Annotated in this window: 22 protein-coding genes and 1 tRNA gene; 5 read left to right on the forward strand and 18 right to left on the reverse strand. The window is 74.7% G+C overall.

All coding sequences use genetic code 11. From position 1 onward, the window contains the following. Positions 1-18 precede the first annotated feature (18 nt). Complete coding sequence (locus QMF98_RS15145; RefSeq protein WP_337973752.1) at positions 19-483, reverse strand: nucleotidyltransferase domain-containing protein; 465 nt, start codon at positions 481-483, stop codon at positions 19-21. Positions 484-519: 36 nt separating this feature from the next. Continuing rightward, entirely contained in the window at positions 520-1,380 is an 861-nt protein-coding gene (locus QMF98_RS15150; RefSeq protein ID WP_337973753.1) for a M15 family metallopeptidase, read from the reverse strand. Between the two features lie 361 nt (positions 1,381-1,741). Between QMF98_RS15150 and QMF98_RS15155 the strand changes: the two genes are divergently transcribed. Next, the gene (locus QMF98_RS15155; protein WP_337973754.1) at positions 1,742-3,007 is read left to right on the forward strand and encodes a hypothetical protein; all 1,266 of its coding nucleotides are present in this window, start codon (positions 1,742-1,744) and stop codon (positions 3,005-3,007) included. Between the two features lie 171 nt (positions 3,008-3,178). Here QMF98_RS15155 and QMF98_RS15160 read toward each other — a convergent pair whose 3' ends face one another. The 6 genes from QMF98_RS15160 to QMF98_RS15185 form a co-directional block, all read right to left on the reverse strand. Continuing rightward, positions 3,179-3,331: a hypothetical protein gene (locus QMF98_RS15160; protein ID WP_337973755.1), complete on the reverse strand. Its 153-nt coding sequence runs from the start codon at positions 3,329-3,331 to the stop codon at positions 3,179-3,181. Between the two features lie 273 nt (positions 3,332-3,604). Beyond that, complete coding sequence (locus QMF98_RS15165) at positions 3,605-3,907, reverse strand: hypothetical protein (RefSeq protein WP_337973756.1); 303 nt, start codon at positions 3,905-3,907, stop codon at positions 3,605-3,607. Between the two features lie 159 nt (positions 3,908-4,066). Beyond that, the gene (locus QMF98_RS15170) at positions 4,067-4,819 is read right to left on the reverse strand and encodes a dienelactone hydrolase family protein (protein WP_337973757.1); all 753 of its coding nucleotides are present in this window, start codon (positions 4,817-4,819) and stop codon (positions 4,067-4,069) included. 208 nt (positions 4,820-5,027) lie between these two features. Continuing rightward, positions 5,028-6,038, reverse strand: coding sequence for a LacI family DNA-binding transcriptional regulator (locus QMF98_RS15175; protein ID WP_337973758.1), 1,011 nt, complete (start codon positions 6,036-6,038; stop codon positions 5,028-5,030). A gap of 115 nt (positions 6,039-6,153) precedes the next feature. After that, positions 6,154-6,226: transfer RNA gene (locus tag QMF98_RS15180), tRNA-Thr, on the reverse strand. A gap of 116 nt (positions 6,227-6,342) precedes the next feature. Beyond that, positions 6,343-7,935, reverse strand: coding sequence for an alpha/beta hydrolase (locus QMF98_RS15185; RefSeq protein WP_337973759.1), 1,593 nt, complete (start codon positions 7,933-7,935; stop codon positions 6,343-6,345). A gap of 131 nt (positions 7,936-8,066) precedes the next feature. Here QMF98_RS15185 and QMF98_RS15190 point away from each other — a divergent pair, with 131 nt between their 5' ends. The 4 genes from QMF98_RS15190 to QMF98_RS15205 all read left to right on the forward strand — a co-directional run bounded on the left by QMF98_RS15190 (position 8,067) and on the right by QMF98_RS15205 (position 10,968). After that, complete coding sequence (locus QMF98_RS15190) at positions 8,067-8,537, forward strand: hypothetical protein (protein WP_337973760.1); 471 nt, start codon at positions 8,067-8,069, stop codon at positions 8,535-8,537. After that, entirely contained in the window at positions 8,534-8,884 is a 351-nt protein-coding gene (locus tag QMF98_RS15195; protein WP_337973761.1) for a hypothetical protein, read from the forward strand. Before QMF98_RS15190 ends, QMF98_RS15195 begins: the two co-directional genes overlap by 4 nt. A gap of 45 nt (positions 8,885-8,929) precedes the next feature. Beyond that, positions 8,930-9,691 (forward strand): response regulator transcription factor, encoded by a 762-nt coding sequence (locus tag QMF98_RS15200; RefSeq protein WP_337973762.1) that lies wholly within the window; start codon positions 8,930-8,932, stop codon positions 9,689-9,691. A gap of 122 nt (positions 9,692-9,813) precedes the next feature. Then, on the forward strand, positions 9,814-10,968 hold the full coding sequence (locus tag QMF98_RS15205) for a HAMP domain-containing sensor histidine kinase (RefSeq protein ID WP_337973763.1): 1,155 nt from the start codon (positions 9,814-9,816) through the stop codon (positions 10,966-10,968). Here QMF98_RS15205 and QMF98_RS15210 read toward each other — a convergent pair. From QMF98_RS15210 to QMF98_RS15255, 10 genes are all read right to left on the reverse strand, one after another. Then, positions 10,958-11,617, reverse strand: coding sequence for a TetR/AcrR family transcriptional regulator (locus tag QMF98_RS15210; RefSeq protein WP_337973764.1), 660 nt, complete (start codon positions 11,615-11,617; stop codon positions 10,958-10,960). The genes QMF98_RS15205 and QMF98_RS15210 overlap by 11 nt on opposite strands. 57 nt (positions 11,618-11,674) lie before the next feature. Continuing rightward, positions 11,675-13,126: an HNH endonuclease signature motif containing protein gene (locus tag QMF98_RS15215; protein ID WP_337973765.1), complete on the reverse strand. Its 1,452-nt coding sequence runs from the start codon at positions 13,124-13,126 to the stop codon at positions 11,675-11,677. A 189-nt stretch (positions 13,127-13,315) separates the two neighbouring features. Further along, on the reverse strand, positions 13,316-14,452 hold the full coding sequence (locus tag QMF98_RS15220; RefSeq protein WP_337973766.1) for a DNA polymerase III subunit delta': 1,137 nt from the start codon (positions 14,450-14,452) through the stop codon (positions 13,316-13,318). Further along, positions 14,449-15,111: a dTMP kinase gene (tmk, locus tag QMF98_RS15225; RefSeq protein WP_348773377.1), complete on the reverse strand. Its 663-nt coding sequence runs from the start codon at positions 15,109-15,111 to the stop codon at positions 14,449-14,451. Before tmk ends, QMF98_RS15220 begins: the two co-directional genes overlap by 4 nt. A 95-nt stretch (positions 15,112-15,206) precedes the next feature. Further along, on the reverse strand, positions 15,207-16,220 hold the full coding sequence (locus QMF98_RS15230) for a Gfo/Idh/MocA family protein (protein ID WP_337973768.1): 1,014 nt from the start codon (positions 16,218-16,220) through the stop codon (positions 15,207-15,209). A 120-nt stretch (positions 16,221-16,340) separates the two neighbouring features. Next, entirely contained in the window at positions 16,341-19,070 is a 2,730-nt protein-coding gene (gene topA / locus QMF98_RS15235; protein ID WP_337973769.1) for a type I DNA topoisomerase, read from the reverse strand. 57 nt (positions 19,071-19,127) lie between these two features. Continuing rightward, positions 19,128-20,012, reverse strand: coding sequence for a phosphatase PAP2 family protein (locus QMF98_RS15240; protein ID WP_337973770.1), 885 nt, complete (start codon positions 20,010-20,012; stop codon positions 19,128-19,130). A 58-nt stretch (positions 20,013-20,070) separates the two neighbouring features. Next, on the reverse strand, positions 20,071-20,427 hold the full coding sequence (locus QMF98_RS15245) for a hypothetical protein (RefSeq protein WP_337973771.1): 357 nt from the start codon (positions 20,425-20,427) through the stop codon (positions 20,071-20,073). A gap of 111 nt (positions 20,428-20,538) precedes the next feature. Then, positions 20,539-21,573 (reverse strand): alkaline phosphatase family protein, encoded by a 1,035-nt coding sequence (locus QMF98_RS15250; protein ID WP_337973772.1) that lies wholly within the window; start codon positions 21,571-21,573, stop codon positions 20,539-20,541. Positions 21,574-21,681: 108 nt separating this feature from the next. Further along, the gene (locus QMF98_RS15255) at positions 21,682-22,779 is read right to left on the reverse strand and encodes an ABC transporter ATP-binding protein (protein WP_337973773.1); all 1,098 of its coding nucleotides are present in this window, start codon (positions 22,777-22,779) and stop codon (positions 21,682-21,684) included. Position 22,780 lies beyond the last annotated feature (1 nt).

Raw genomic sequence — 22,780 nt, forward strand, 5'->3', positions numbered from 1 at the left:
AGCCGGTCCGACCCTTCGTCAGCCGTCGCCCCCGACGCCGAGCGCGGTGAGCAGCCGGCTCAGGACGCCCACCGGGTCGTGCAGCACGCGGAACCCGTCGCGCACCACCCGGGCGGTGCCGTCGTCCACCGGCTCGGTCGCCCATTCGCGCGGCACGATCCCCAGCTCGACCTCCAGGCCGCTCGCCAGCCGCACCCGTCGCTCCGTCAGCACTCCCCAGGCCTGGGTGCGCACCGGCATCACGTCCTGGCCGACCGCAGCCGGGATCCAGTCGTCCGCCCGGATCCAGCGCTCGGGCACGTAGGTCAGCAGGACGAGGTCCACGTCGGAGTCCGCACGCGCCGCCCCACGTGCCCACGACCCCGCCAGCCCCACCGCGACGACGTCGGGACGGGCCGCCGCCCACGCCGCCACGGAGCGGCACACGGCCAGGACCTCGTCCCGCCGGCTCGGCTCGGACGGCATGCTCGGTCCCTCGGTCATCGGTGGTCCGTCAGGGCGCGCTGCGCGGGCGACCCGTCAGCCCGTGTACTCGTAGTGCCAGTACTCCGGCCCCGACCCGTTCTGCAGCGCCCATGTCGGCTGCACCCAGCCGAACGACGGACCGTGCGCCAGCAGCCACGCACGCTGCGCGCTGTTCCAGCCGTACTCGCACGGCAGCTCCGGCACGTCGATCGCCTTGCCGAAGCCGTGCGGCGACGTCCCCGGCACCGCGGCGACGGTGCCGAGCGCGGCGCGCATCGCCACCTGCGTCGCGTAGTCCCGGTACGCCAGGTCGATGTCCAGGTCGTGCCCGAACGCCGCCCGGAACGCGACGTTCAGCCGTTCGAGCGCCTGCGCCGCCGAGGTGAGCAGGTAGAAGCGGGTGCCGTGCGAGTCGGTGGTCCACGACAGCGCCGTCATGGACGAGGCCGGCAGGTTCCCGTTCGAGCCGTCGCCGGTCGCGGTGGGCACCGACGTCCAGAACGGCGGCCCGGTGTAGGTGGTGCGGCAGGGGTCGACGGACGACGTCGGCGCGGGGCTCGCTGCGGCACGGGCCCTCGCCGCTGCCTGGGCCGCTGCCTGCGCCGCCCGGGCGGCCTGCCAGGCCTGCTGCGCCTGGTCCGCCTGCGCCGCGGCGGTGGAGACGGAGGCGGTGAGCGTCGCGGCGCGGGCGGGCGCGACGGTCCCGGCGAGCGCCTGGTCGGCCTCGGCGAGCGCCGACGCCAGGGCCGTGCGCACCGCGTCGTCGGACACCTGCCCGGCGCTGCCGTCGAGCACGGCACGTGCTGCGGCGACCGCCTGCTGCAGCTCGGCACGGGACTGGTCGGTCAGGCCCTGGGCCGCCGCCTGCGCAGCCTGGGCCGTCAGGCCGGACACCTGCGACGCGTCGTCGCTCACGGCCGCGGCCGCCCGAGCCGACGTCAGCTCGTCCGCCGCAGCGGCCGGCCGCCGTCCGTCCTGCCAGGCCCAGGCCCCCGTGCCACCCGCACCCAGCACCAGGGCGGCGGCGAGCGCGACAGCGGCGGGACGACGGATGGCGTACCTCCCCGATCGGTGCGACGGGGTCCGCAGCAGCGCAGTGCGACGGACGAGCCAGGCTAACCCGGTCCCCCGCGCGGCGCCCAGCCCCGGACGCGGCCGGAGCCCGTGCCCCGAGGCGGCAGACGACTGGGACCGACGACCCCCGGGACCACCCGCGGGAGCGATCTCACTCTTCGGGTTCCTCAAGACCGGCGCGGCGCTGGTCGATCCCCAGACCATGACCGAGTTGACTGCGATGGTGCAGACGCTCACGCCCGACCCCACCCTCGTCGGCCCGCGTGACCTCACCTCGCACGAGCACGCCGACCTCGACCGGCTGCGGGCGCCGCTCGCCGGCAGCGTCGACCGCACGGACTCCCGCGCGCTGAGCTGGTTCTGGGACCGGGTGGTCCCGCAGCCCGGCACGCCGGCACCGGCGGGACTCGTGGAGTGGGTCGGGGTCGCGCTCGGCGACCTGCTGGTCACCCATGTCGCCGGTTCGCGCTGGGTGGTGTGCCCGGGACCGTCCGGACCGACGCTCGGCATCGTCGGCGATGCGCACCCCCTGGCACCGGTGGTGCCGATCCCCGACGCGCAGGACCGGTGGGACGCCGGCGCCCACGGCTGGATCGGCGGCTACCTCGGCGCCGCAGCCGCGCACCTGGCGGGCGTCACGATGCCGCAGCCGCGCGTGTCGGTCGAGAACGTGACCTCTTCGGAGCGCACCACGGGGCCGGCACCCGCGCCCGTGGACGACGAGCCCTCCGCCCCTGCCGACTCCCTCGCCGACTCGCTCGCCGCCACCGGCGGCGAGCAGGACGCCGCACCGGTCGCGCCCGAGGCGAAGGAGTGGACCCCCGTCGTCGTGCCGGCGCCGGGAACACCCCTGCCCAGCCGTCACCACGCCGCGGCGGACCCGACCGACGTCGCGACCATCGATGCCGGACCGGCTGCGGATGCGGGCGCGGCCACCGACACAGGGCCGGCCACCGCCGAGCCGGCTGCGGTCGAGCCCAGCGCCGTCGAGCCCAGCGCCGTCGCGCCGGACACGGTCGAGCCGGTCACCGCCGCGCCAGCCACCCCCCAGCGGCCGACCAACCTGCCGCACCCCCCGTCGACCGCCGCGCAGGAGCTGGCGCTGCGCGCCCTCGAGCACGCGCTGGTGGTGCTGCGCCGCGGACCGTTCGACCGCGAGGCCTTCGTCATGCTGGTCGACGACTCGGGCACCCGCACCCTCGCCTGCACCGGTGAGCCGTCGCAGGCCCTGCGACAGGCGCGGGACACCGCACGCACCTCCGGCGCCCGCGCCGTGGCGATCGGATGGATCGACCGGCACCCGGCCGGCGTCCCGGACCCGCGTCAGGGGTTCCCGGCGGTGCTGATCGAGGCGTCGGAGGCCGGAGCGCCGGGGCTGAAGGTGGCGCACCGGTTCGTCGAGGACGCGCTCGGCACCGGCCCGCTCGGCGACCCCGTGCTGGTGGGCGAGGTCCCGCCGCTGCTCTAGCTGCGGCTGGCGCTCGGCTCGGGCTGGCGCCCGGCTCCGGCTGGGCTGATGGTCCGGGTTGCGTCGACCTCCGGACACAGGAATCGCCCGGCGACGTCGTCGTCGGGCGACTCGGTTTGACCGGCCTCGCGTGAGACCTGCGGGCGCGACGCTGCGTCCGCGTGGTGCGTCTCAGGCGATGCGGCGCTTGGCGCGGAACTCGTCGGCGATCTGCTGGGCCTGCAGGCTGATCAGGGCCCGGTAGTACTCGAAGAGGATGGCCACCCGCTCGGCGGGCACCTCGTCGTCGCCGTCGCGCGCCGCCAGCCACTCGTACTTCGCCACGCGGATCTCCGCGTCCGATATGTACAGCTGCCAGTCCGCTGTCGTCGGGAGCTCGTTGTTCGGTTCCATGCCGTGAGTCTGGACCGGCCGGAGTGCGCCTGGGACGAACGTCCCGTGTTTTCGCCCCCCGTGACAACGTGTCGCGACACCGTGTCACATAACCCGCCCGGGTGAGCGACCCACCACCAGCACCGGTCCTGACCTGCGAGGACACACCCGCTCAGATTTTGGACGATTGTCATGGTCAAGCGTCCAGTTCACCCTTTACTGCCACTAGGCGAGACGGCTCCGGGGGCTCTCCGGGGCGTCGACCGAGCCGTCGGCACCGTCCTCGTCCAGCTGCCGGTGCAGCCCGTCGAGCTCCGTCCGGAGCTCCGCAGCCGTCTGCGCCCACCGGCGCGCGTCCTCGTCCCGGCCCCACACCTCCGCGTAGCCGCGGGCGCGGAACATCGCCAGGCTCAGGCGAACGGTGGTGTCGCGGACGCGTGCCCGCAGGAACGCCTCCTGCAGCCCCGCCAGCCCGGGGTCGCCGGGCTGCCCGACGAGCGGGTCGCGTCGGTCGACGGAGGCGGTCATGCCCTACCGATCGGCCGGTGAGGGCCGATCAGTGAGTCATCCGGCACGACTACGCGGGAGATCACACGGCGGCAGGGCCGAACCGGTCAGGTACCGCTCCCCGTCGGGCACCCCTCGTCAGGCACCCCCCGTCAGGCACCCCTCGTCAGGCACCCCTCGTCAGGCACCACTCCCCGTCAGGTACCACTCGAGGAACCGCTCCGACTGCTCGACCTCGACCCACGGCACCTGGCGGTGGTCGCCGACGTGGGCCCGCAGCGTCTTGTGCGGAGAGCCGAAGGCGTCGAACAGCGCCAGCCCGGAAGGGCGGTCCAGCTCGGGGTCGTCCCAGGAGAGGATCACCTCGACCGGGACGGTCACCTGCCGGGCGAGGGCGAGCACGGGCTCGGTGCCGAAGTACCCGCCCAGCACCGCCGCGCGGATGCGGGCGTCGGCCAGGATCAGCGGGATCCCGATGCCGGTGGCCAGTGTCAGGCCGGTGTACCCGATCGGCGCCTGAGCACCGACCTGCGGGAGCGCCTGCAGCGCGTCGACCGTCGCGCGCCACTCCGGCACGGCCCGCTCGGCGATCGAGGCGTTGAGCTCGACGACGATCGGCGCGAGGGGCTGACCGGCCGCGCGGGCGGCCAGCATCGCGTCGACCAGGCGCTGGTCCGCGGCGCTGCGCGGACGGTCGCCGTGCCCGGGCGCGTCGATGGCCGCGACGGCGTACCCGTACGTGCCGACCAGGTGACGGGCCCGCGCCACGAGGCCCGGCGCGCGCTTGTGCAGCCCGCCGCCGTGACCCATCAGCACCAGGGCGGGGGGTGGCTCGACGGCACCGCTGGGGGTCCACAGGACCCCGGGGACGTCGTCGACGGTGAAGTCGTGCTCGTCGACGCCGTCGGCGGACGAGGAGGTGTGCAGGTGCATGGCGGACGCCTTCCGATCAGCTGACGGAGGGCTCCCGGCGTCGAACGAGCAGGCCGGTCAGTGACGACGTGGGGAGCACCCGTGGGACACAGCGTTCATCGGTGCTCACCCCCTCCGGTCGTCGGCCTCGCGCACAGGGTCCCGTGGGTCGGCGCGGCTGTCGACGGCATTTCCGTGCTGCGGGAGGCCTGAGCGACCTCTGGCGCGCTCAGCGCCGCGGCGCGGCGGTGCTGCCCCGTACGACGAGGCTGGTCGGGATCAGCTCGCTCCCGGGTGGGGTACCGCCGGCGATCGTCTCGAGCAGCACCTGCAGGCAGCGCTCCCCCAGCCGGCCGAAGTCCTGGCGGACGGTGGTCAGCGGCGGGACGAAGTGCGCGGACCCGTCGACGTCGTCGAACCCCACCACCGACACGTCGTCCGGCACCCGCAGGCCGGCCTCCCAGAACGCCCGCAGCAGGCCGAGCGCCAGCTGGTCGTTGGCGGCGAACACCGCCGTCGGCGGCCCACCCGCCACCAGCTCCCGCCCGACGGCGTAACCGCGGTCGGCGCTCCAGTCGCCCGTGCTCGGCTCGACCGCCTCGATGCCGGCGGCCGCCAGCTCGTCGTGCCAGCCCTCGATGCGGCGGCGTGCGTCCAGCCAGTCGGTCGGGCCGGCCAGGTGCAGCACGTCCCGGTGCCCGAGGTCCAGCAGGTGCCGCACCGCCTGGCGCGCGCCGGCGTAGTGGTCCACCGCGACCGACCGCAACGGCGCAGGCAGGGCCATCGGCCCCACCATCACCACCGGCACCGGGGAGGCGAAGGAGCGCACCGCCTCGACCGCGTCGTCGTGCGCCGCGAGCACCACGACCCCGTCGACACCCTCCGTCATGAAGTGCTCGAGCACGGACGCGACGTCGTCCGAGCTCCACGCCGGCAGCGTGGCCAGGGACACGAACAGCCCGAGCTCCCGGGCCGCGTTCTCGATCGCGATCAGCGTGCTGGTCGGCCCGAACAGCGCGGAGCCGGACGAGAGGACGCCGATGGTGCCGCTGCGACGGGTCACCAACGCCCGCGCGGCGAGGTTGGGGCGATACCCCAGTGCGGCGACCGCGTCGAGCACCCGCCGTCGGGTGGCCGGACGCACGCTGGGATGGTCGTTGAGGACCCGGGAGACGGTCTGGTGGGACACCCCGGCGAGCGCGGCGACGTCGCTCATCACGGGTGGGCGTGTGCTGGACATCGGTCCGAATCCTCCACCCGTCGAGGCGCCCGAGGTGGCCGGACACTCCACCGACCCGCGAGACACGAAGGCCCCGCGCCGGCATTGGTGCTGGTCGCGGGGCCTTTCGGTGCTGAGCCGCCTGAGAGAATCGAACTCTCGACCTTCTCATTACGAGTGAGACGCTCTGCCGACTGAGCTAAGGCGGCGTCGTCGTGGGGTGACGCGGAGCGACCCCCGGCACGGCGAGCGGGCCCACTGTACCCGGAGCCCGGTCCGGCCTCCAAAGCGGGCCCGCGGTCGGTCGCGCCGGTCGGCGCGGGTGTCAGCAGCGCGTGCCGGCCTTGGGGGCCGTGCCGTCGAGGAAGTAGTCGTCCACGGCGTTCTGCACGCAGGAGTTGGACAGGCCGTACGCGCCGTGCCCCTCCCCGACGTGGGTGAGCAGGACGCCCGACGAGAGGGTCGAGGCCATCTTCTGCGCCCAGACGTAGGGCGTCGCCGGGTCGTTGGTGGTGCCGATGACGACGATCGGCGGCGCGCCCTTCGCCGAGTAGTCGGTCAGGTCCGTCGCCTGCGGCACCGGCCAGCTCGCGCAGGTGGTGCCGGAGTACGCGAAGAAGTCCCCGACGGTGGGCGCCGCCTGCTTGATGGCGGCGGCCTGCGTGCGCATGGTCGCCAGGTCCGACGAGCCGCGCGAGTCCAGGCAGTCGATGGCGGTGAACGCCTCGGTGGTGTTGGTGGTGTACCGGCCGTCGGACGCGCGGTCGTAGTACGCGTCGGCCAGCTGCAGCAGCCCGGAGCCGTCGCCCTTCACCGCGGCGGTCAGCGCCTGGGTCAGCATCGGCCAGGCCTTCTGCGAGTACAGCGGGTAGGCGATGCCGGTGAAGGCCAGCGGCGCCGTCAGCCGGCGGGAGGTGCCGGTCGGTAACGGCGTGGTGTGCGTGTGGGTCAGCAGGCCGGCGATCTCCTTCATCGCGGTGTCCACGTCGCCCGTCAGCGGACAGCCCTTCCCGCCCAGGCAGTCGGTGACGTACGCCCGCAGGGCGCTCTCGAAGCCGGCTGCCTGGCCGGCCGCGACGGCGTCGGCGTCGAGCGTCGGGTCGAGCGCCGAGTCGAGCACCATGCGGCCGACCGTCTTGGGGAACAGCGCCGCGTAGGTGGCGCCGAGCTTGGTGCCGTACGAGTAGCCGAGGTAGTCGAGCGTCACGTCGCCGACCGCGGCCCGCACCACGTCCATGTCCTTCGCGGAGCTGATGGTGTCCACGTGCCCCAGCACGGCGCCCGTGTTCTGGGCGCACGCGGCACCGAAGTCGGCCCACGCCTTCTCCTGGGCCTGCACGCCGGCGTCGGTCGACAGGTCGAAGTCGGCGGCCACCAGCTTGTCCATCTGCGGGCCGTCGTAGCACTTCACCGGCGCCGACCGCTGCACGCCGCGGGGGTCGAAGGCCACCAGGTCGTACTCGTCGCGCACCTCGGCGCTCACCACGGTGCCGGCCGTCTCGAGGAAGTCGACGGCCGAGGCGCCCGGTCCACCCGGGTTGACCAGGATCGACCCGACGGTGTCCGACCCCTTGGCCTTCAGCCGTGCCACGGCCAGGTCGATGGTCGGGCCGGCCGGCTGGGCCCAGTCGAGCGGGACCGTGACGGTGCCGCACTGGGCGGTCTCGCCCTGCGGCGCCGCGACGCCGGAGCAGCCCTTCCACTGCACGGTCTGCGAGTAGAACCGGGTCAGGTCCGCCGGGACCGGGGTCGCGGGCGCCGACACGCTCCGCGAGGCGTTTCCCGTGGGGCTGGTCCGGTGCTTGGCGGGGGCCGGCGTGCAGCCGGCGAGCACGAGTCCGACGACGAGCAGGGCCGATGCCGCACCGAGGCGGGTGGACCGGCGCAGGCCGGTGGACGGCCGGGCGGCGATGGGCATGGCGCCCACCGTAACGGTCGGTGCTGAACAGTCTTGACGGAACCCGAACACAGGGCGGACACACCCCGAACCGAGGTCGTCGACAGTCCTCCTCGTCGGCGGGAGCGGCCCGCCCTGGTGAAGGAGTCGTCATGACGCTGCCCCTCGCACGCATCGTCGGGACCGTCGCGCTGACCGGTGCGCTCGCGCTCGGTGCCGCCGTGCCCGCCCTCGCCGACGGGACGTCCACCCCCGTCGCGACCCCGACGGCGAGCTCGTCGCCCAGCCCGTCGACGCACGTGACGGTGGACGGGAGCACGGTCACCATCACCACCGACCTGGCGACCGTCCAGGCATGGTGCACCCGCGACCACAAGGCGCAGGCCCGCCTGACGGCGCTGCAGCAGCGGATCCAGGCCGGGGCCGACACCAAGGGCTCCGTCGCCTGGCTGCGCGCCAAGGCCGCCGCGGCGGCGACCGCCGGGCACCCCGAGCAGGCGAAGCGGCTCAACGAGCGCGCCGACCGGCGCCAGGACCGGCTGCCGCAGATCGCCAACGCGCTGACCCGGCTGAAGAACGCGGACACCACGGTGTGCTCCGCCCTGCCCGGCGCGGGCGCATGAGCCTGCGCCTGCGCGCGGACGCGCGCCGACGTGGCGTCGCGCTGCTGCTCACCGCGGGGCTCGTGGCCGGCCTGGCCGGCTGCGGCCTCGCGGGGCACGGCAGCGTGGGGGCCGGTGGCGGGACGACGAACGGCGCGGCCAGCGGGACGGTGGGCGGGAGCGCGGCCCGTGGCGGGTCGGCGGCCGGCAGCGCGTCCGGCGGGACGGGTGCTGCTGCCGGAGGCTCGTCCGGCGCGTCGTCGTCGCCTGCCGCGACGGACGTCGACGGGCTGCAGCAGGCTGTCGACCAGGCCGGCAGCCTCGCCGACCAGGTGGACCAGGACATGGCGGGCGACGCCTCGTCCTGACCCCGTCGCCCGGCACGACGGGCGCGGCAGCCGACAGGAGGATCGATGGCGCAGGGCAGCGGGCTGGTGGTGCTCGCCGAGGACGACCCGGCGGTGACCGAGCTGGTGCGCCTGTACCTGACCCGCGACGGGTTCACGGTGCAGGCCTACGCCGACGGCTCGCAGGCGCTGCAGGCCGTGCTGACCCATCGGCCCGTCGCCGTCGTGCTCGACATCGGCCTGCCCGGCCTGGACGGCATCGAGGTGTGCCGACGGCTGCGCGCTCGCGGGGACCGCACGCCGGTGCTGTTCGTCACCGCGCGGGACGACGAGGTGGACCGGGTGCTCGGCCTCGAGCTCGGTGCCGACGACTACGTCACCAAGCCGTTCAGCCCCCGCGAGCTCGTCGCCCGCGTGCACGCGGTGCTGCGCCGGACGCAGCCGGTGGACGCCGAGCGGCTGACGTTGGGGCCCGTGACCGTCGACGTGCCGGGCCGGCGGGTGTGGGTCTCCGACCGGCCGGTGCACCTGACCGCGACGGAGTTCGACCTGCTCACGCACCTGCTGCGCACGCCGGGGCGGGTGTGGCAGCGCGAGGAGCTGCTCGCGGCGGTCTGGGGGTACGCCGATGCCGGCAGCCGCACGGTCGACGTCCACGTCGCCCAGCTCCGCGCCAAGCTGGGCGCGGACGCGCCGCTGCGCACCGTCCGCGGGGTCGGCTACGCCGCCGACGAGGCCGCGATGGGCGCGGAGCAGGGCGGCGGCCGTGGAGGCGCTGACCCCGACGGACATGGACGCTCCGACCAGCCTGGGCGAGGCCGGCTGTGACCGGCACGCCGGCCGATCACCGGTCTCCCGCCACCTCTCCGATGCCCCTCGCGAGCCCTGCCGACGTACCTCGCCGCGACGCCCCCCGTCGGTGGTCCGGCCACCTGAGTCTCAGCGTCCAGATGACGCTGGTGTGCGTCGCGGTGGCCCTGGTCGCGGCCGCTCTCTCCGGGGTGGCCGCCGCCCGGGCCGTCGTCCAGGAGGACCGCATCGCGGCCGCCGCGGCGGCGGCGCCCGAACCGGTCGCCACCACTCCGGCGGAGCGGGCTCGGGAGCGGGCGCGTGAACGGGCACTGGCTCGCGCCGAGGCCCGGCCGCTGCAGCGCGTGGAGCGGGCGGTGGCCATCGCCCTCGCCGTGGGGCTCGGCGTCGGCCTCCTCGCCGGCGGGGGTGCCGCCCGGTTGCTGACCCGCCCGCTGCGCCGCACCGCCGTCGCGGCCACCGCCCTGCAGCACGGGCGACGCGACGTGAGGGTGCCGGCCGAGGGTCCCCCCGAGATCGCCGAGGTGGCCGACTCGCTCAACGCCCTGGCGGCGGCGCTGGCGACGTCCGAGGCTCGGCAGCGTCGGTTCCTGCTGTCCGTCTCGCACGAGCTGCGCACGCCGCTGACGGCCGTGCAGGGGTTCGGCGAGTCGATCGCCGACGGTGTGGTCGAGGGCGAGCAGGCCAGGGAGGCCGGACGCGTGGTGGTCGCGGAGTCGCAACGGCTGGCACGCCTGGTGGAGGACCTGCTGGCGCTGGCCCGGATGGGCGCCGACGACTTCCGGCTCGAACCCGCCACGGTGGACGTCGGTGCACTGGTGGACGACGCGGGCCGCACCTGGTCGGCGCGGGCGGTGGCGTCCGGTGCCGTGCTCCGGGTGGAGCTGCCCGCGGTTCCGCTGGTGATCCGCACGGATCCCGGCCGGTTGCGGCAGGTGCTCGACGGCCTGGCAGCCAACGCTGTGCGGATGACCCCCGCGGGGCACCCCGTGGTGCTCGCCGCCCGTCCGCCGGTGCTGACGGACCCGCCCGGGACTGCCGCCGTGCTGCAGGTGCGCGACGGCGGACCGGGGCTGACGGAGGCCGACCGTGCCGTCGCGTTCGAGCCGGGTGCGCTCGGGGCCCGCTACCGGGACGAGCGGCCCGTGGGCGTCGGCATCGGACTGTCCCTGGTGCACGGCCTGGTGCAGCGGCTCGGCGGCGCCATCGCCGTCGACGTCGCACCGGAGGGGGGAGCGGCGTTCACGGTCGCTCTGCCCGTGGCGGCACCGACCGGTGCGCCGTCTACGCCGTGACGGGCTGCGTCCCGCCGGTGAGCAGCGGGGCGACGACCTCGTCGACGATCGACGTCACCGCCTGGGCCGACGGCGCCCGCAGGGTCGTCGTCACCTCCTGACGCAGCAGGTCGGCGGCGAGCCGCAAGGTGCGCGGCGTCACCCGGCTCGGGTCCACCTCACCCCTGCGCTCGGCGCGGCGGACCACCTCCACGACCGCGGCACCGCCACCGCCCAGCCAGTGCTCGCGCAGCGCGTACGGGGCGATGCCCGTCTCCCGGTAGAACTCCCCCATCTGGACACCGAGCAGCACCATCACGTCCGCCCGCCGGGTCATCGCGTGCAGGATCTCGAGCAGGTCGCCGCGCAGGCTGCCCGTGTCCGGTGCCGGTGCGGGGTCTCCGGCGGTGCGGTGCCGCAGAGCCGCCAGCGCCAGGTCACGTCGGGTGGACCAGCGGCGGTAGACGACGCTGCGCGACGTGCCGGCCCGCGTGGCGACGGCATCGAAGGTCAGATCGGCATAGCCCCGCTCCACCAGCTCGGCCCACGCCGCCTCGAGCAGCGCCGCATCCAGCTGAGCGCCCCGCCGACGCCGCCGAGGCCCAGAACCGGCGTCGCGCCCGGCGTCGCGGCCGGGATCACGCCTGGAACCGGGAGCCGGACTCTCCACGTCAAGGTCCACTCGTGCATCTTATTGCCCTCCGGTCCTAAGAGTCGCTGACGTCTCTTAGCGCGGTCCGCCGCTGCTCATTGCCTGCACCCGTCCCGGCGCCGGTGCAGGCGCGCCGGAGCGACCCGGGACGGGGACGAGCGGTAGGCCGTGCCGGCTGCTGAACGACCAACCGCCGGTCCCGGAAGACCGGATACGCACGTGGTGCCGATGGACAACGTCGTGGTGGTGCCAGCACAGCAGCACGCCCGTGTTGACGTCGGTCTCCCCGCCGTCCCGCACCCACTCGGCGACATGATGGATCTCGCCCAGCGCCGGCGGCGCCGTGCACCCCGGATATCGGCACGTGCCGTCGCGGGCGACCACCGCCCTCCGGCGGGGTCCGGCGTAGGTGCGCTCGGCCCGGCCGACGTTGATCACCTGCGAGTCCGGGCCGAACACGAGTCGCGAGACGGCGGAGTCGCAGGCCAGCCGCGCGAGGACCGTCTGCGGCACGGGGCCGGCACCGACCAGCTCCGCCACCGCGAACCGCTCGACGTCGGCGACGGCCGGCAGTCGGAACGGCCGCTCAGCTCCCCTGCCCGCGCCGCTCTCCCCCACTCGACGCCCCGCCACTGGACGCTCCACCGCTCCACCGACGGCACGCAGGTGCGGGGCGCCGGCCTCCACAGCGCGCCGCAACGTCTCGAAGTCGACGACGACGTCGAGGTGCGGCCGGACCACTGCACCGGTGCCGACCAGCCCGTGGTCGAGAACGAGCCGCGCCACGTCGGCCAGCCCCTGCGCACGACGCTGCTGCGTGGTCCGTCGGTCGTCCGGCGCCGGGGCCGTCATCACGGTGTCCAGCGCGGCGTTGACCGCCGCACCGTGCTCGGTCGTCAGGAAGCCGGAGAGGTGATACCCGCCCTTCGTGGCGGCAAGCCCGACAAACTCCCGGTCGCACGCCTCGCGGTACCCGCGCTCGTCCGCGTCGGGATCGGCCGCGGCGGCCCAGCGCCGAGCCAGCCGGCGGAACCCGTCGGCTCCGTCCTGAGCGGCGTGCTCGACGAGGAACTCCTCACCGCACTCCTCCGCCGAGGCGGCCAGAGCATCGCACCGCGGTTCGCTCGTCGCGACGACCGTCACCATCGTCCGCACCTGGTCGCGGCCCACGAGCCCGGCCAGCGCCGCGGCGCTCGTGGCGGGCAGGTGGTCGCGCAGCACCCGGCCGGTGCTGACGAGCTCGCGTGCCCTGACGAACGACATCCCGGTGCGTGCGGCCAACCAGTGCGCGAACGAGCGGGAACCGTCGGCCGCCCACATCCCGTCCTCGGCCGCCGAGACCGACAACCATGCGGCCGCGGCACTCAGTCGGTCCAGCTGCTCGACGAGGCTCAGCAGCACGTCGAGCGGTTCGCCGCCGACAGCACCGCCGACCGACGGAGGCTGCTGCACACCCTGCACGACGGCGTCGACCGCGACGGTGAGCGCGTCGACAGCTCCGTCCGCCGCCGACCCGTGCACCGCCACCACCGCCCACCCCTGAGACCCGTCCGACCAGCACCAACGATATCGCCTCTGGCTCTATTCGAACGTGTGTTCGTCTCTCTGTGTGTTCGCTGTGAGCGATATGGCCACTGCGGCGGCGCCAACGCCCGTGGCGTCTCCCCGAGAACCTGCTGTCGAGATACGCGGATGACTCTTATCCCGCGCCGCACGTCAGCCCTGCGGCCGGAGCGCCACCGCCATCGCCTCGACCGCCAGCAGCGGCGCCACGTTCCCGGCCAGCCGCGTCCGTGCGACGCCCACGGCATCCATCCGCCGCAGGGTCTGCTCCGCGGTGCTGTCCGCCGCCAGCCCCCGCACCAGGGCCTCGTGCTCGCTGTTCACCAGCTCGACGCCCGCCCCGAGCTGCACCACCAGCACGTCCCGGTAGAGCGACAGCAGGTCCACCATCGCGCGGTCCAGCACGTCGCGCTGCGAGCGGGTCGCCCGGCGCTTCTGCTCCTCCTCGAGCTGGCGCACCTGCGCCCGCACCGTCGGTGGCAGCGTCGCGGCGTTCTCCGCGCCGAGCGTGTGCAGCAGCGCCGCACGCTCGGCCGCGTCCTTCTCGTCCGTCCGCGCACGGGCCTCCGCCTGCGACGTCTCGACCAGCTCCCCCGCGGCCAGCACCGCGTCGCCGACGCCACGGATGCCGCCGGCCAGCTCGAGGACCCGGTTGCGACGGGCCCGCGCGTCCGCGTCCCGCGCGAGCCGGCGGGCGATGCCGACGTGGCTCTGCGCGGCACGGGCCGCCACGAGGGCTGTGGTCGGGTCGATACCGTCCCGACGCGCCAGCAGCTGCGCGACGGCCTCGACGGGCGGGACGCGCAGCGGCACCGAACGACAGCGCGAGCGCAGCGTGATCAGCACGTCCTGGGCGCTCGGCGCGCACAGCACCCAGACGGTCCGCGCCGCCGGCTCCTCGATCGCCTTGAGCAGCACGTTGCCCGAGGAGTCGTTCAGCCGGTCCGCGTCCTCGACGACCACCACCCGCCACCGGCCCTGCGACGGCGCCCGCGCCGCCAGCTCCACCAGCGGGCGCGCGGTGTCGACGCGGATGAACACGCCCTCGGTGGCCACCAGCGTCACGTCCGGATGGGTGCCCGCGAGCGCCGTCGTGCACTCGTGGCACACCCCGCAGCCGCCGCGCGGGCACTGCAGTGCCGCGGCGAAGGCGCGCGCCGCGTTGGACCTGCCCGATCCCGGCGGTCCGGTCAGCAACCAGGCGTGGGTCATCGCCGTCGGGTCCGCCACCGCGTGCGAGAGCACGGCGACGGCCGGCTCCTGCCCGACGACGTCGTCCCAGACGGTCACGACGAGGCCCGCCCCGGATGCCCGACGGCCCCCGCGGCACCCACCGGCACGCCGCTGAGCAGCGGCTCCACACGTACCCGGATCGCGGCTGCCAGCTCGTCGGCCGGCCGCGTCCCGTCCAGCACCAGCCACCGCCCCGGGTCCGCCGCCGCCCGGTCGAGGAACGCCTGCCGCGTCCGCCGGTGGAACTCGTCCCCTGCGCGCTCGAGCCGGTCCGGCTCCCCGGTCAGCCGCGCCTTGCCCGCCACCGGGTCGATGTCGAGCAGCACCGTCAGCGCCGGGAGCAGCCCCTCGGTCGCCCACAGCGACAGCTGCTCCACGGCGTCCGCACCCAGGTCCCGGCCCACCCCCTGGTACGCCACCGACGAGTCGAGGTACCGGTCCGTCACCACCACCTCGCCGCGGTCCAGCGCGGGGCGCACGACGGTGGTGACGTGGTGCGCACGGTCGGCGGCGTAGAGCAGCGCCTCGGTGCGAGCGTCGACGTGGTCGCCGTGCATCACCGCGTTGCGGAGCACCCGGCCCAGCTCGGTGTCGCCGGGCTCGAAGGTGAGCAGCACCGTGCGGCCGGTGTCCTCGAGCCAGTCACGCAGCGCACGGGCCTGCGTCGACTTCCCGGCCCCGTCACCGCCCTCGAAGGACACGAACAGCCCGTTCACGTGCGCCAGGGTAGCCGCCGGCACCGACACCGCCCGGCACGGCGAGGGGGACCGGCCGCCTCGACCGATCCCCCTCCGCCACCATCGGGCGCGGCTCAGCCCCGCGGCTCGCCCGGGTACACCACGCCGACCTGCCGGCGCACCTCGTCCATCGTCCGGAGCACGGCCAGCGTGCCCTCCCACGTCATCCGCGGGCTCTCCGGCTCCCCGGCCGCCACGCGGCGCGCCACCTCCGCCGCCTCGTACTGCAGCCCGTTCTCGGCCGGCTGGGTGAACGTCCACACCCGCCCGTCCCGACGGGTCACCTGGAACGACGTCGGCCGGTAGAACTCGCCGGCGACCCGGATGTGGCCCTCGGTGCCCGAGATGGACGACGTGGTGGGCGTCTTGGCCCACAGCGTGGTGTTCAGCTGCGCCAGCGCGCGGTCGCCGTAGCGCAGCACCGCGGACACCTGCCCGTCCACACCGGTCTCCGTCAGCACGCCGACGGCGTGCACCTCGTCGGGAACGCCCAGGAAGTCGTGCGCCCAGGCGGCGGTGTAGACGCCGAGGTCGAGCAGGGCGCCGCCCGCCAGCTCGGGTGCGTACACGCGGCTGCGGGGGTCGAAGGCGAACCACTGACCGTGGTCGGCACGCAGGTTGACGATCTCGCCGATCTCACCGGCGTCGATCACCTGGTGCAGCGCGGCGACGTGCGGCAGGAACCGCGTCCACATCGCCTCCATGACGAAGACGCCGGCCTGCCGGGCGGCGGAGAAGATCTCCTCCGCCTCGGCGACGTTGCGCGTGAACGCCTTCTCGACGAGCACGTGCTTGCCGGCCTTGATCGCCTGCAGGGCGTTGTCCCGGTGCTCGGAGTGCGGGGTGGCGATGTAGACGGCGTCGACCTGCGGGTCCTCGACCAGCTGCCGGTAGCCGACGTGCGTCGTCGGGATGCCGTGGGCCGTGGCGAACCGCTCGGCACGGTCGCGGTTGCGGGAGCCGACGGCCACCAGCTGGGCCCGCGTGTGCTGCGCCACCGCGTGGGCGAACACGGAGGCGATGCCGCCGGCGCCGAGGATGCCCCAGCGGATCGGAGGTGCGGTACGGGGGTCCTCGGTGCGTGGCATGGCGCCAACGTAGCGCTGACGCGACCGCCTCGTCGCGCGCGCCCGAACGCGTCACGACGAGCCTCGCGGCCGGCTCACGACGAGCGTCGGGCCCCGTCCCGACGCGAGCCCCGGAACCGCTCAGGAGCGCGAGCTCGACCGGCTCTTCCCGGCCCCGGCACGGGCCCGCGGAGCCGCCTTGCGCTTGGTCGGACCGGCCTCCCGCTTGGCTGCCAGCAGGGCGATCGCCTCGTCCGGGGTGATCGACTCGGGCGTCGTGTCCTTGGGCAGCGTGCGGTTGGTGACGCCGTCCGTCACGTAGGCGCCGAACCGGCCCTCCTTCACCACGATCGGCTTGCCGCTGGTCGGGTCGGTGCCGAGCTCGCGCAGCGGAGGCGTGGTGACCGCGCCGCGACCGCGCTTGGGCTGGGCGTAGATGGCCAGCGCGTCCTCGAGCGTGACGTCGAACAGCGCCTCCTCCGACGGGAGGGTGCGGGAGTCGGTGCCCTTCTTCAGGTACGGCCCGTACCGGCCGTTCTGGGCGGTGATCTCGGCACCGGTCTCCGGGTCGGTGCCGACCACGCGCGGCAGGGACAGCAGCTTGAGCGCGTCCTCGAGCGTGATGGTGTCCAGCGACATCGACTTGAACAGGGAGCCGGTGCGGGGCTTGGGCGCGGCGGCGAGGGCCTTCTTGCGTGCGGCCGCCGACAGGTTCGGGTCCAGCTCCGGCTCCGGCAGCACCTCGGTGACGTAGGGGCCGTAGCGGCCGCTGCGCGCGACGACGGTGGTCCCGGTGGACGGGTCGGTGCCGAGCTCGCGGTCGCCGTCCGGCTGCGTGGTCAGCAGCTCGTGGGCCTTCTCGACGGTCAGCTCGTCCGGTGCCAGGTCGTCCGGCACCGACGCCCGCTGCGGATCGGTGGACCCCTCCAGCGGCGGCGCCTCGAGGTACGGCCCGTACCGGCCGACGCGCAGCGTGATGCCGTCGCCGACGTCGATCGAGTTCACGTCCCGCGCATCGATCTCGCCGAGGTTGTCCACCAGGCCGTGCAGGCCGCCGGACTCGCGAGAGTCCGACCGGTCGCCGAAGTAGAACTCGGTCAGCCAGTCGACCCGGTCCCGCTGCCCCTCGGCGATCGCGTCGAGGCCCTCCTCCATGTCGGCGGTGAAGGAGTAGTCGACCAGCCGGTCGAAGTTCTCCTCGAGCAGCCGGGTGACGGCGAACGCCAGCCACGTCGGCACCAGGGCCTGGCCGCGGCTGGTGACGTAGCCGCGGTCCTGGATGGTCGAGATGGTGGCCGCGTAGGTGGACGGGCGGCCGATGCCGCGCTCCTCGAGGGCCTTGACCAGGCTCGCCTCGGTGTACCGCGGGGGCGGTGAGGTGCGGTGGCCGTCCGCCGCCAGGTCGCTCGCGGTGAGCGGGTCGCCCTGCGCCATGCGCGGCAGGCGCGCCTCGCGGCCCTCGCCGGCGGAGCCGGCCGTGGCATCGTCGTCGTACCGGGAGACGTCCCGGCCCTCCTCGTACGCCGCGAGGAACCCGCGGAACGTGATCACGGTGCCGGAGGCGGAGAACACGGCCTCACGCCCGTCGCTCGTCGTCGCCGCGAGGCGCACCGAGGCCGTCTGGCCCCGGGCGTCCGCCATCTGCGAGGCGACGGTGCGCTTCCAGATCAGCTCGTACAGACGGAACTGGTCGCCGGACAGCTCGCGGGCCACCTGGGCCGGCGTGCGGAAGTGGTCACCGGCGGGGCGGATGGCCTCGTGCGCCTCCTGGGCGCCCTTCGCCTTGGCCGTGTAGATGCGCGCCGCGTCCGGCACGTACTCCGCGCCGTACAGCTCGGCGGCCTGCCGGCGCGCCGCGTCGATCGCCTGCGTGGAGAGCGCGGGCGAGTCGGTCCGCATGTAGGTGATGTAGCCGTTCTCGTACAGGCCCTGGGCGGTGCGCATCGCCTGGCGGGCGCTCATGCGCAGCTTGCGGCCGGCCTCCTGCTGCAGCGTGGAGGTGGTGAACGGCGCCGCCGGGCGGCGGGAGTACGGCTTCGTGTCCAGGGACTGCACGGCGAACGGCGACGCGGCCAGGGCGCCGACCAGGGCGGTCGCGGTCGCTTCGTCGAGCGCGACCACACCGGACGACGAGCGCAGCGCGCCCCGGTCGTCGAAGTCGCGGCCGCTGGCCACCCGCGCCCCGTCGAGCCCCGTCAGCCGCGCGGAGAACGTCGGCTCGTCGCCGTCGGCCACCGCGAAGGTGCCCGTCAGGTCCCAGTAGTCCGCGGCGCGGAACGCCATCCGCTCCCGCTCGCGCTCCACCACCAGGCGGGTCGCCACCGACTGCACGCGTCCGGCGGACAGGCCGGGGCGGACCTTGCGCCACAGCACCGGCGACACCTCGTACCCGTACAGCCGGTCGAGGATGCGGCGGGTCTCCTGCGCGTCCACCAGCCGGTCGTCCAGCTCGCGGGTCGACGTCAGGGCCCGCTGGATCGCCTCGCGGGTGATCTCGTGGAACACCATCCGCTTGACCGGCACCTTGGGCTTGAGCTCGGACAGCAGGTGCCAGGCGATCGCCTCGCCCTCGCGGTCCTCGTCAGTGGCGAGGTAGAGCTCGTCGGAGTCCTTGAGCAGCCGCTTGAGCTCGGCGACCTTCTTCTTCTTGTCCGCGTCGACCACGTAGTACGGCGTGAAGCCGTTGTCGACGTCGACGGCGAACTTGCCGAACGGACCCTTCTTCATGTCCGCCGGCAGCTCGGACGGCTGCGGGAGGTCGCGGATGTGGCCCACGGACGCCTCGACGTCGTACCCCTCGCCGAGGTACCCCGCGATCGTGCGCGCCTTGGCAGGCGACTCCACGATGACGAGCTTGCGTCCTGCAGCCATGCTGTCCGGCCTCTCCAGCGTTCCGGCGCATCGGTCGAGCGCCGTTCCCGCCGAACCCTACGACCTTCCGTCAAGCGAGCCGGTGGCCCGGCGCAGCACCAGCATCGCGGCGAAGGTCAGCGCGGAGGCGGCGATCACCGCGCTCACCCCGCCGGCGTAGGCCAGCACCTCGGCGGCCCGGGTGGCCGTGGCGGACCGCACCGACCACGTGCGGACCAGCAGCAGCGCCCCGACGGCTCCCGCCGCGACGCCGCCGGCCAGCAGCACGCCGAGGACCACCGAGTAGGTGCTCGGCCCCCGCTCGGTGCGGACCACCGGCACCTGGTCGGTGACGGTCGGAGCGGACCGGCGGTAGGTGGACAGGGCGCAGGCGACGGCGGTCCACGCGAGCACGACGAGGGTCGCGGCCACGGCGTCCGACGGACGGTGCCAGCGGCCGATCAACGTCGAGACGCCGGTCGCCGCCGTGTACGCGCCGCCCAGACCCGCCACCCACCTCCGGGCACGCGGCGGCACGACGAACAGCAGGGCTGCCGAGACGGAGGCGGCCGCGGTGGTGTGGCCGCTCGGCAACGTGTTGTCCCCGGTGCCGGGCTGCAGGTGCGGCCGCTCCAGCACCACCAGCTTGAGCAGTCGCGTGGTGCCGTTGGCTCCGATCACCAGCACGGCGACCTGCACGGCGAGCTCCCATCGGCGGCGGACCAACGCCACCACCACCGAGACGGCCAGCGCCGCCGCGATGAACCACGTCGACACCACGTCGAGCACGCCGTGGGCGGTGCTCCACAGGTGCGTCTGGCCGAACCGCGCACCGTCGAACGCCAGCCGCTCCACCTGCTGACCGGCCACCGTGTCCACGAACACCCGCCACAGCAGCCACACGCCGACGGCCGAGACGGCCGCCACCGACCAGGCGACCAGCGCCGCGCGTCGCCTGCTCACGGCCCCACGGTAGGCGACGGCACCGATGCCACGCCGCCGGCCCTCGGCCCACGGCCCGTCAGGCCACGGCGACCGGCACCGGCTCTCCGGCGCCGACCACCAGCGCGTGCGTGCACGCGCCCAGCCGGCCGCGCGCCTCGTCGTCCGCGTTGATGCACAGCAGGCAGCCACCACGGCCCTCGAGCCGGGCCGCCGCCTCGTCGATCGCCGCGGCCGCCCGTCCGGACCGCAACCGCGCCGCACCGAGGTCGAGCACGACGAGGGACGCGCACGCGGAGAGCGCGTCCAGCAGGGCCCGCAGCCGGCCCACGTCCTCCCGCCCGAACGACCCCGCCGGTCGCACCTGCGCGGTGAGCCAGCCCTCGTCCTCCAGCGGTCGGTGCTCGGACGTGCGCGGCGCGGTGGGAACCGTCATGGCTGGCCTCCTGGTCGATGTGACCTGGTCAGCCCATCGCCCGAGCCTGGGACGGTGCTGGGAGCCGACGTCGGGATGCCTGAGAGCGGCGGCGCCCGACGGCGCTCCGGGTCAGCCGCCGAGCCCGGGGATCGTCGTTGCCTGGGCTGCGGAGCCGAGCAGCGGCAGACCGAGCAGCTGCTCGGTGGTGCGCAGCAGGGAGTAGTGGTCCAGGCGGGTGCCGATCCGGGTCTGCGCGGGCACGGTGGGCGCGACCACCAGCAGCGGGACGCGGTTGTCGTGCGCGGAGTCGTCCTCGTCCCACGTGATCAGCACCACCGTGGTGCCGCGGCTGTACGCGCTGCTGTTCAGCACCGCGGGCAGGTGCTCGCGCAGCCAGGTGTCGCCGGTGGACACCGAGCAGTCGTGCATGTCGTGGCACAGGTCCGGCGTGACCAGGGAGAACGCGGGCAGGCGGTCGGCCGCCAGGTCGGTGGTCAGCTGGCCGAGGCCGACGTCCCAGCGGGCGCAGTCGGCGCGCACCGCCGTGTAGTAGGCGGCGGGGTTGTGCCGGACGGCATAGCTGCCCGACGAGCTCGGCGCGCACGGCGACGGCATCCCCTCCTGGTACGACCGCCACTGCTTGCCGGCGGCCGTCAGCTGGCCGAACAAGGACGGGCCGGACAGCGGGTGGACGGCGGGGTCGCCGTCGTCCGCGACGCCGTTCGTGGAGCCGGAGGTGGCCGCGAGGTAGTTGGGCAGCGACGGGTGCGTGATGCCGTGGTAGTCCATCGCCAGCGCGCACGAGGCGGCGAGGGTGGTGATGTAGGACGCGTCCGGTGAGCCGATGATGCCGGTCGAGGGCTTGTTCTCGAACCAGATCCAGATCACGTGCTCCCAGGTGGCCGGCTGCGCGGCGCCGACGCACGGCCGGTTGGACGAGACGCCGGACACGCTGGGCGACGGCGCCGAGGTGGAGCCGTCGGCCGCCGTGGCGATCGACGACCCGGCCGCCCCTCCCGCCGACGGCCGCGCGGACGACGAGGTGGCGGACCCGTCGGACGGCGAGGTGCCGACCGTGCACCCGGCCAGCAGGAGGAGCACCCCGGCGGCACCGACCAGCGCCGACCGTCCCGTCGTCAGCCGACCCTTCACCCGAACGCGCACCCGGACACTGTGCCGCCCCCACCCGCCAGGGCGCGAACCGGCGGGCCGCCGGGGACGGACCCGGCGGCCCACCGGCCGGCTCGGCAGGCCCGGCTCGGCAGGCCCGGCTCAGCGGGCGGCGAGCTCCGGCGGCACCGGGACCGGCGCGAACCCGGCGGCGGCCACCCGGTCCGGGTCGTGGCGCAGGCACGCCACCGACCGCCGCGGGTCGTCGCCGGCCACCGCCGGGCTCACCAGCTCCGGCCGCACCGCCGCGCACGCGTCGAACGCGTACGGGCAGCGGGCCCGGAACGTGCAGCCGGGAGGCAGGGCCGCCAGGTCCGGCGGCGAGCCCGGGATGCCGCCCAGCTCGCGCTTGGGACCGCGCAGCGGCGGGAACGAGTGCAGCAGGCCGCGCGCATAGGGGTGGCGCGGGCGGCGGTACACGTCCTGGGCGGCGGCGTCCTCGACGATCTCGCCGGCGTACATGATCGCGATGCGGTCGGCGATCTCGATCAGCAGGGACACGTCGTGCGTGATGAACACGACGGAGAACCCGAGGCGTTCGCGCAGATCGGCGATCTGCTCGACGATCTGCCGCTGCATCACCACGTCCAGCGCCGTGGTCGGCTCGTCCATGATCAGCACCTGCGGGTCCAGCGCCAGCGCCATCGCGATCATCACGCGCTGCCGCATGCCCCCGGACAGCTGGTGCGGGTAGCTGCGCAGCCGGTCGGTGGAGATGCCCACCAGCTCCAGCAGGTCGGCCGCCTTCTCCAGCGACTCCCCCCGGCCGACCTCCGGCCGGTGAGCCCGGATGCCGTCGGCGATCTGCCGACCCACCCGGAACACCGGGTTGAGGGAGTTCATCGCCCCCTGGAACACGATCGCGGTGTCCTGCCAGCGGGAGGCACGCAGCTCGGTGTCGGAGAGCGCCAGCAGGTCGCGGCGCGACCCGTCCCGGTCGGTGAACACCACCTCTCCCCCGGTGACCAGCCCCGGCGGCGGCAGCAGCCGGGTGGCGGCGTAGGCCAGCGTCGACTTGCCGCAGCCCGACTCACCGGCCAGCCCCAGCACCTCGCCGCGGTGCAGGGTCAGGGACACCTGGCGCAGCACGTGCACGGGATCCTCGTCGTACCCGTAGTCCACGGACAGGTTGCGGATCTCGAGCACAGGATCCCCGACCACGGCAGGCCTCGGACCCGTCTCCTCCAGCACCACGTCCACG

It is taken from the genome of Cellulomonas sp. NTE-D12 (assembly GCF_027923705.1).
Taxonomy (GTDB): domain Bacteria; phylum Actinomycetota; class Actinomycetes; order Actinomycetales; family Cellulomonadaceae; genus Cellulomonas.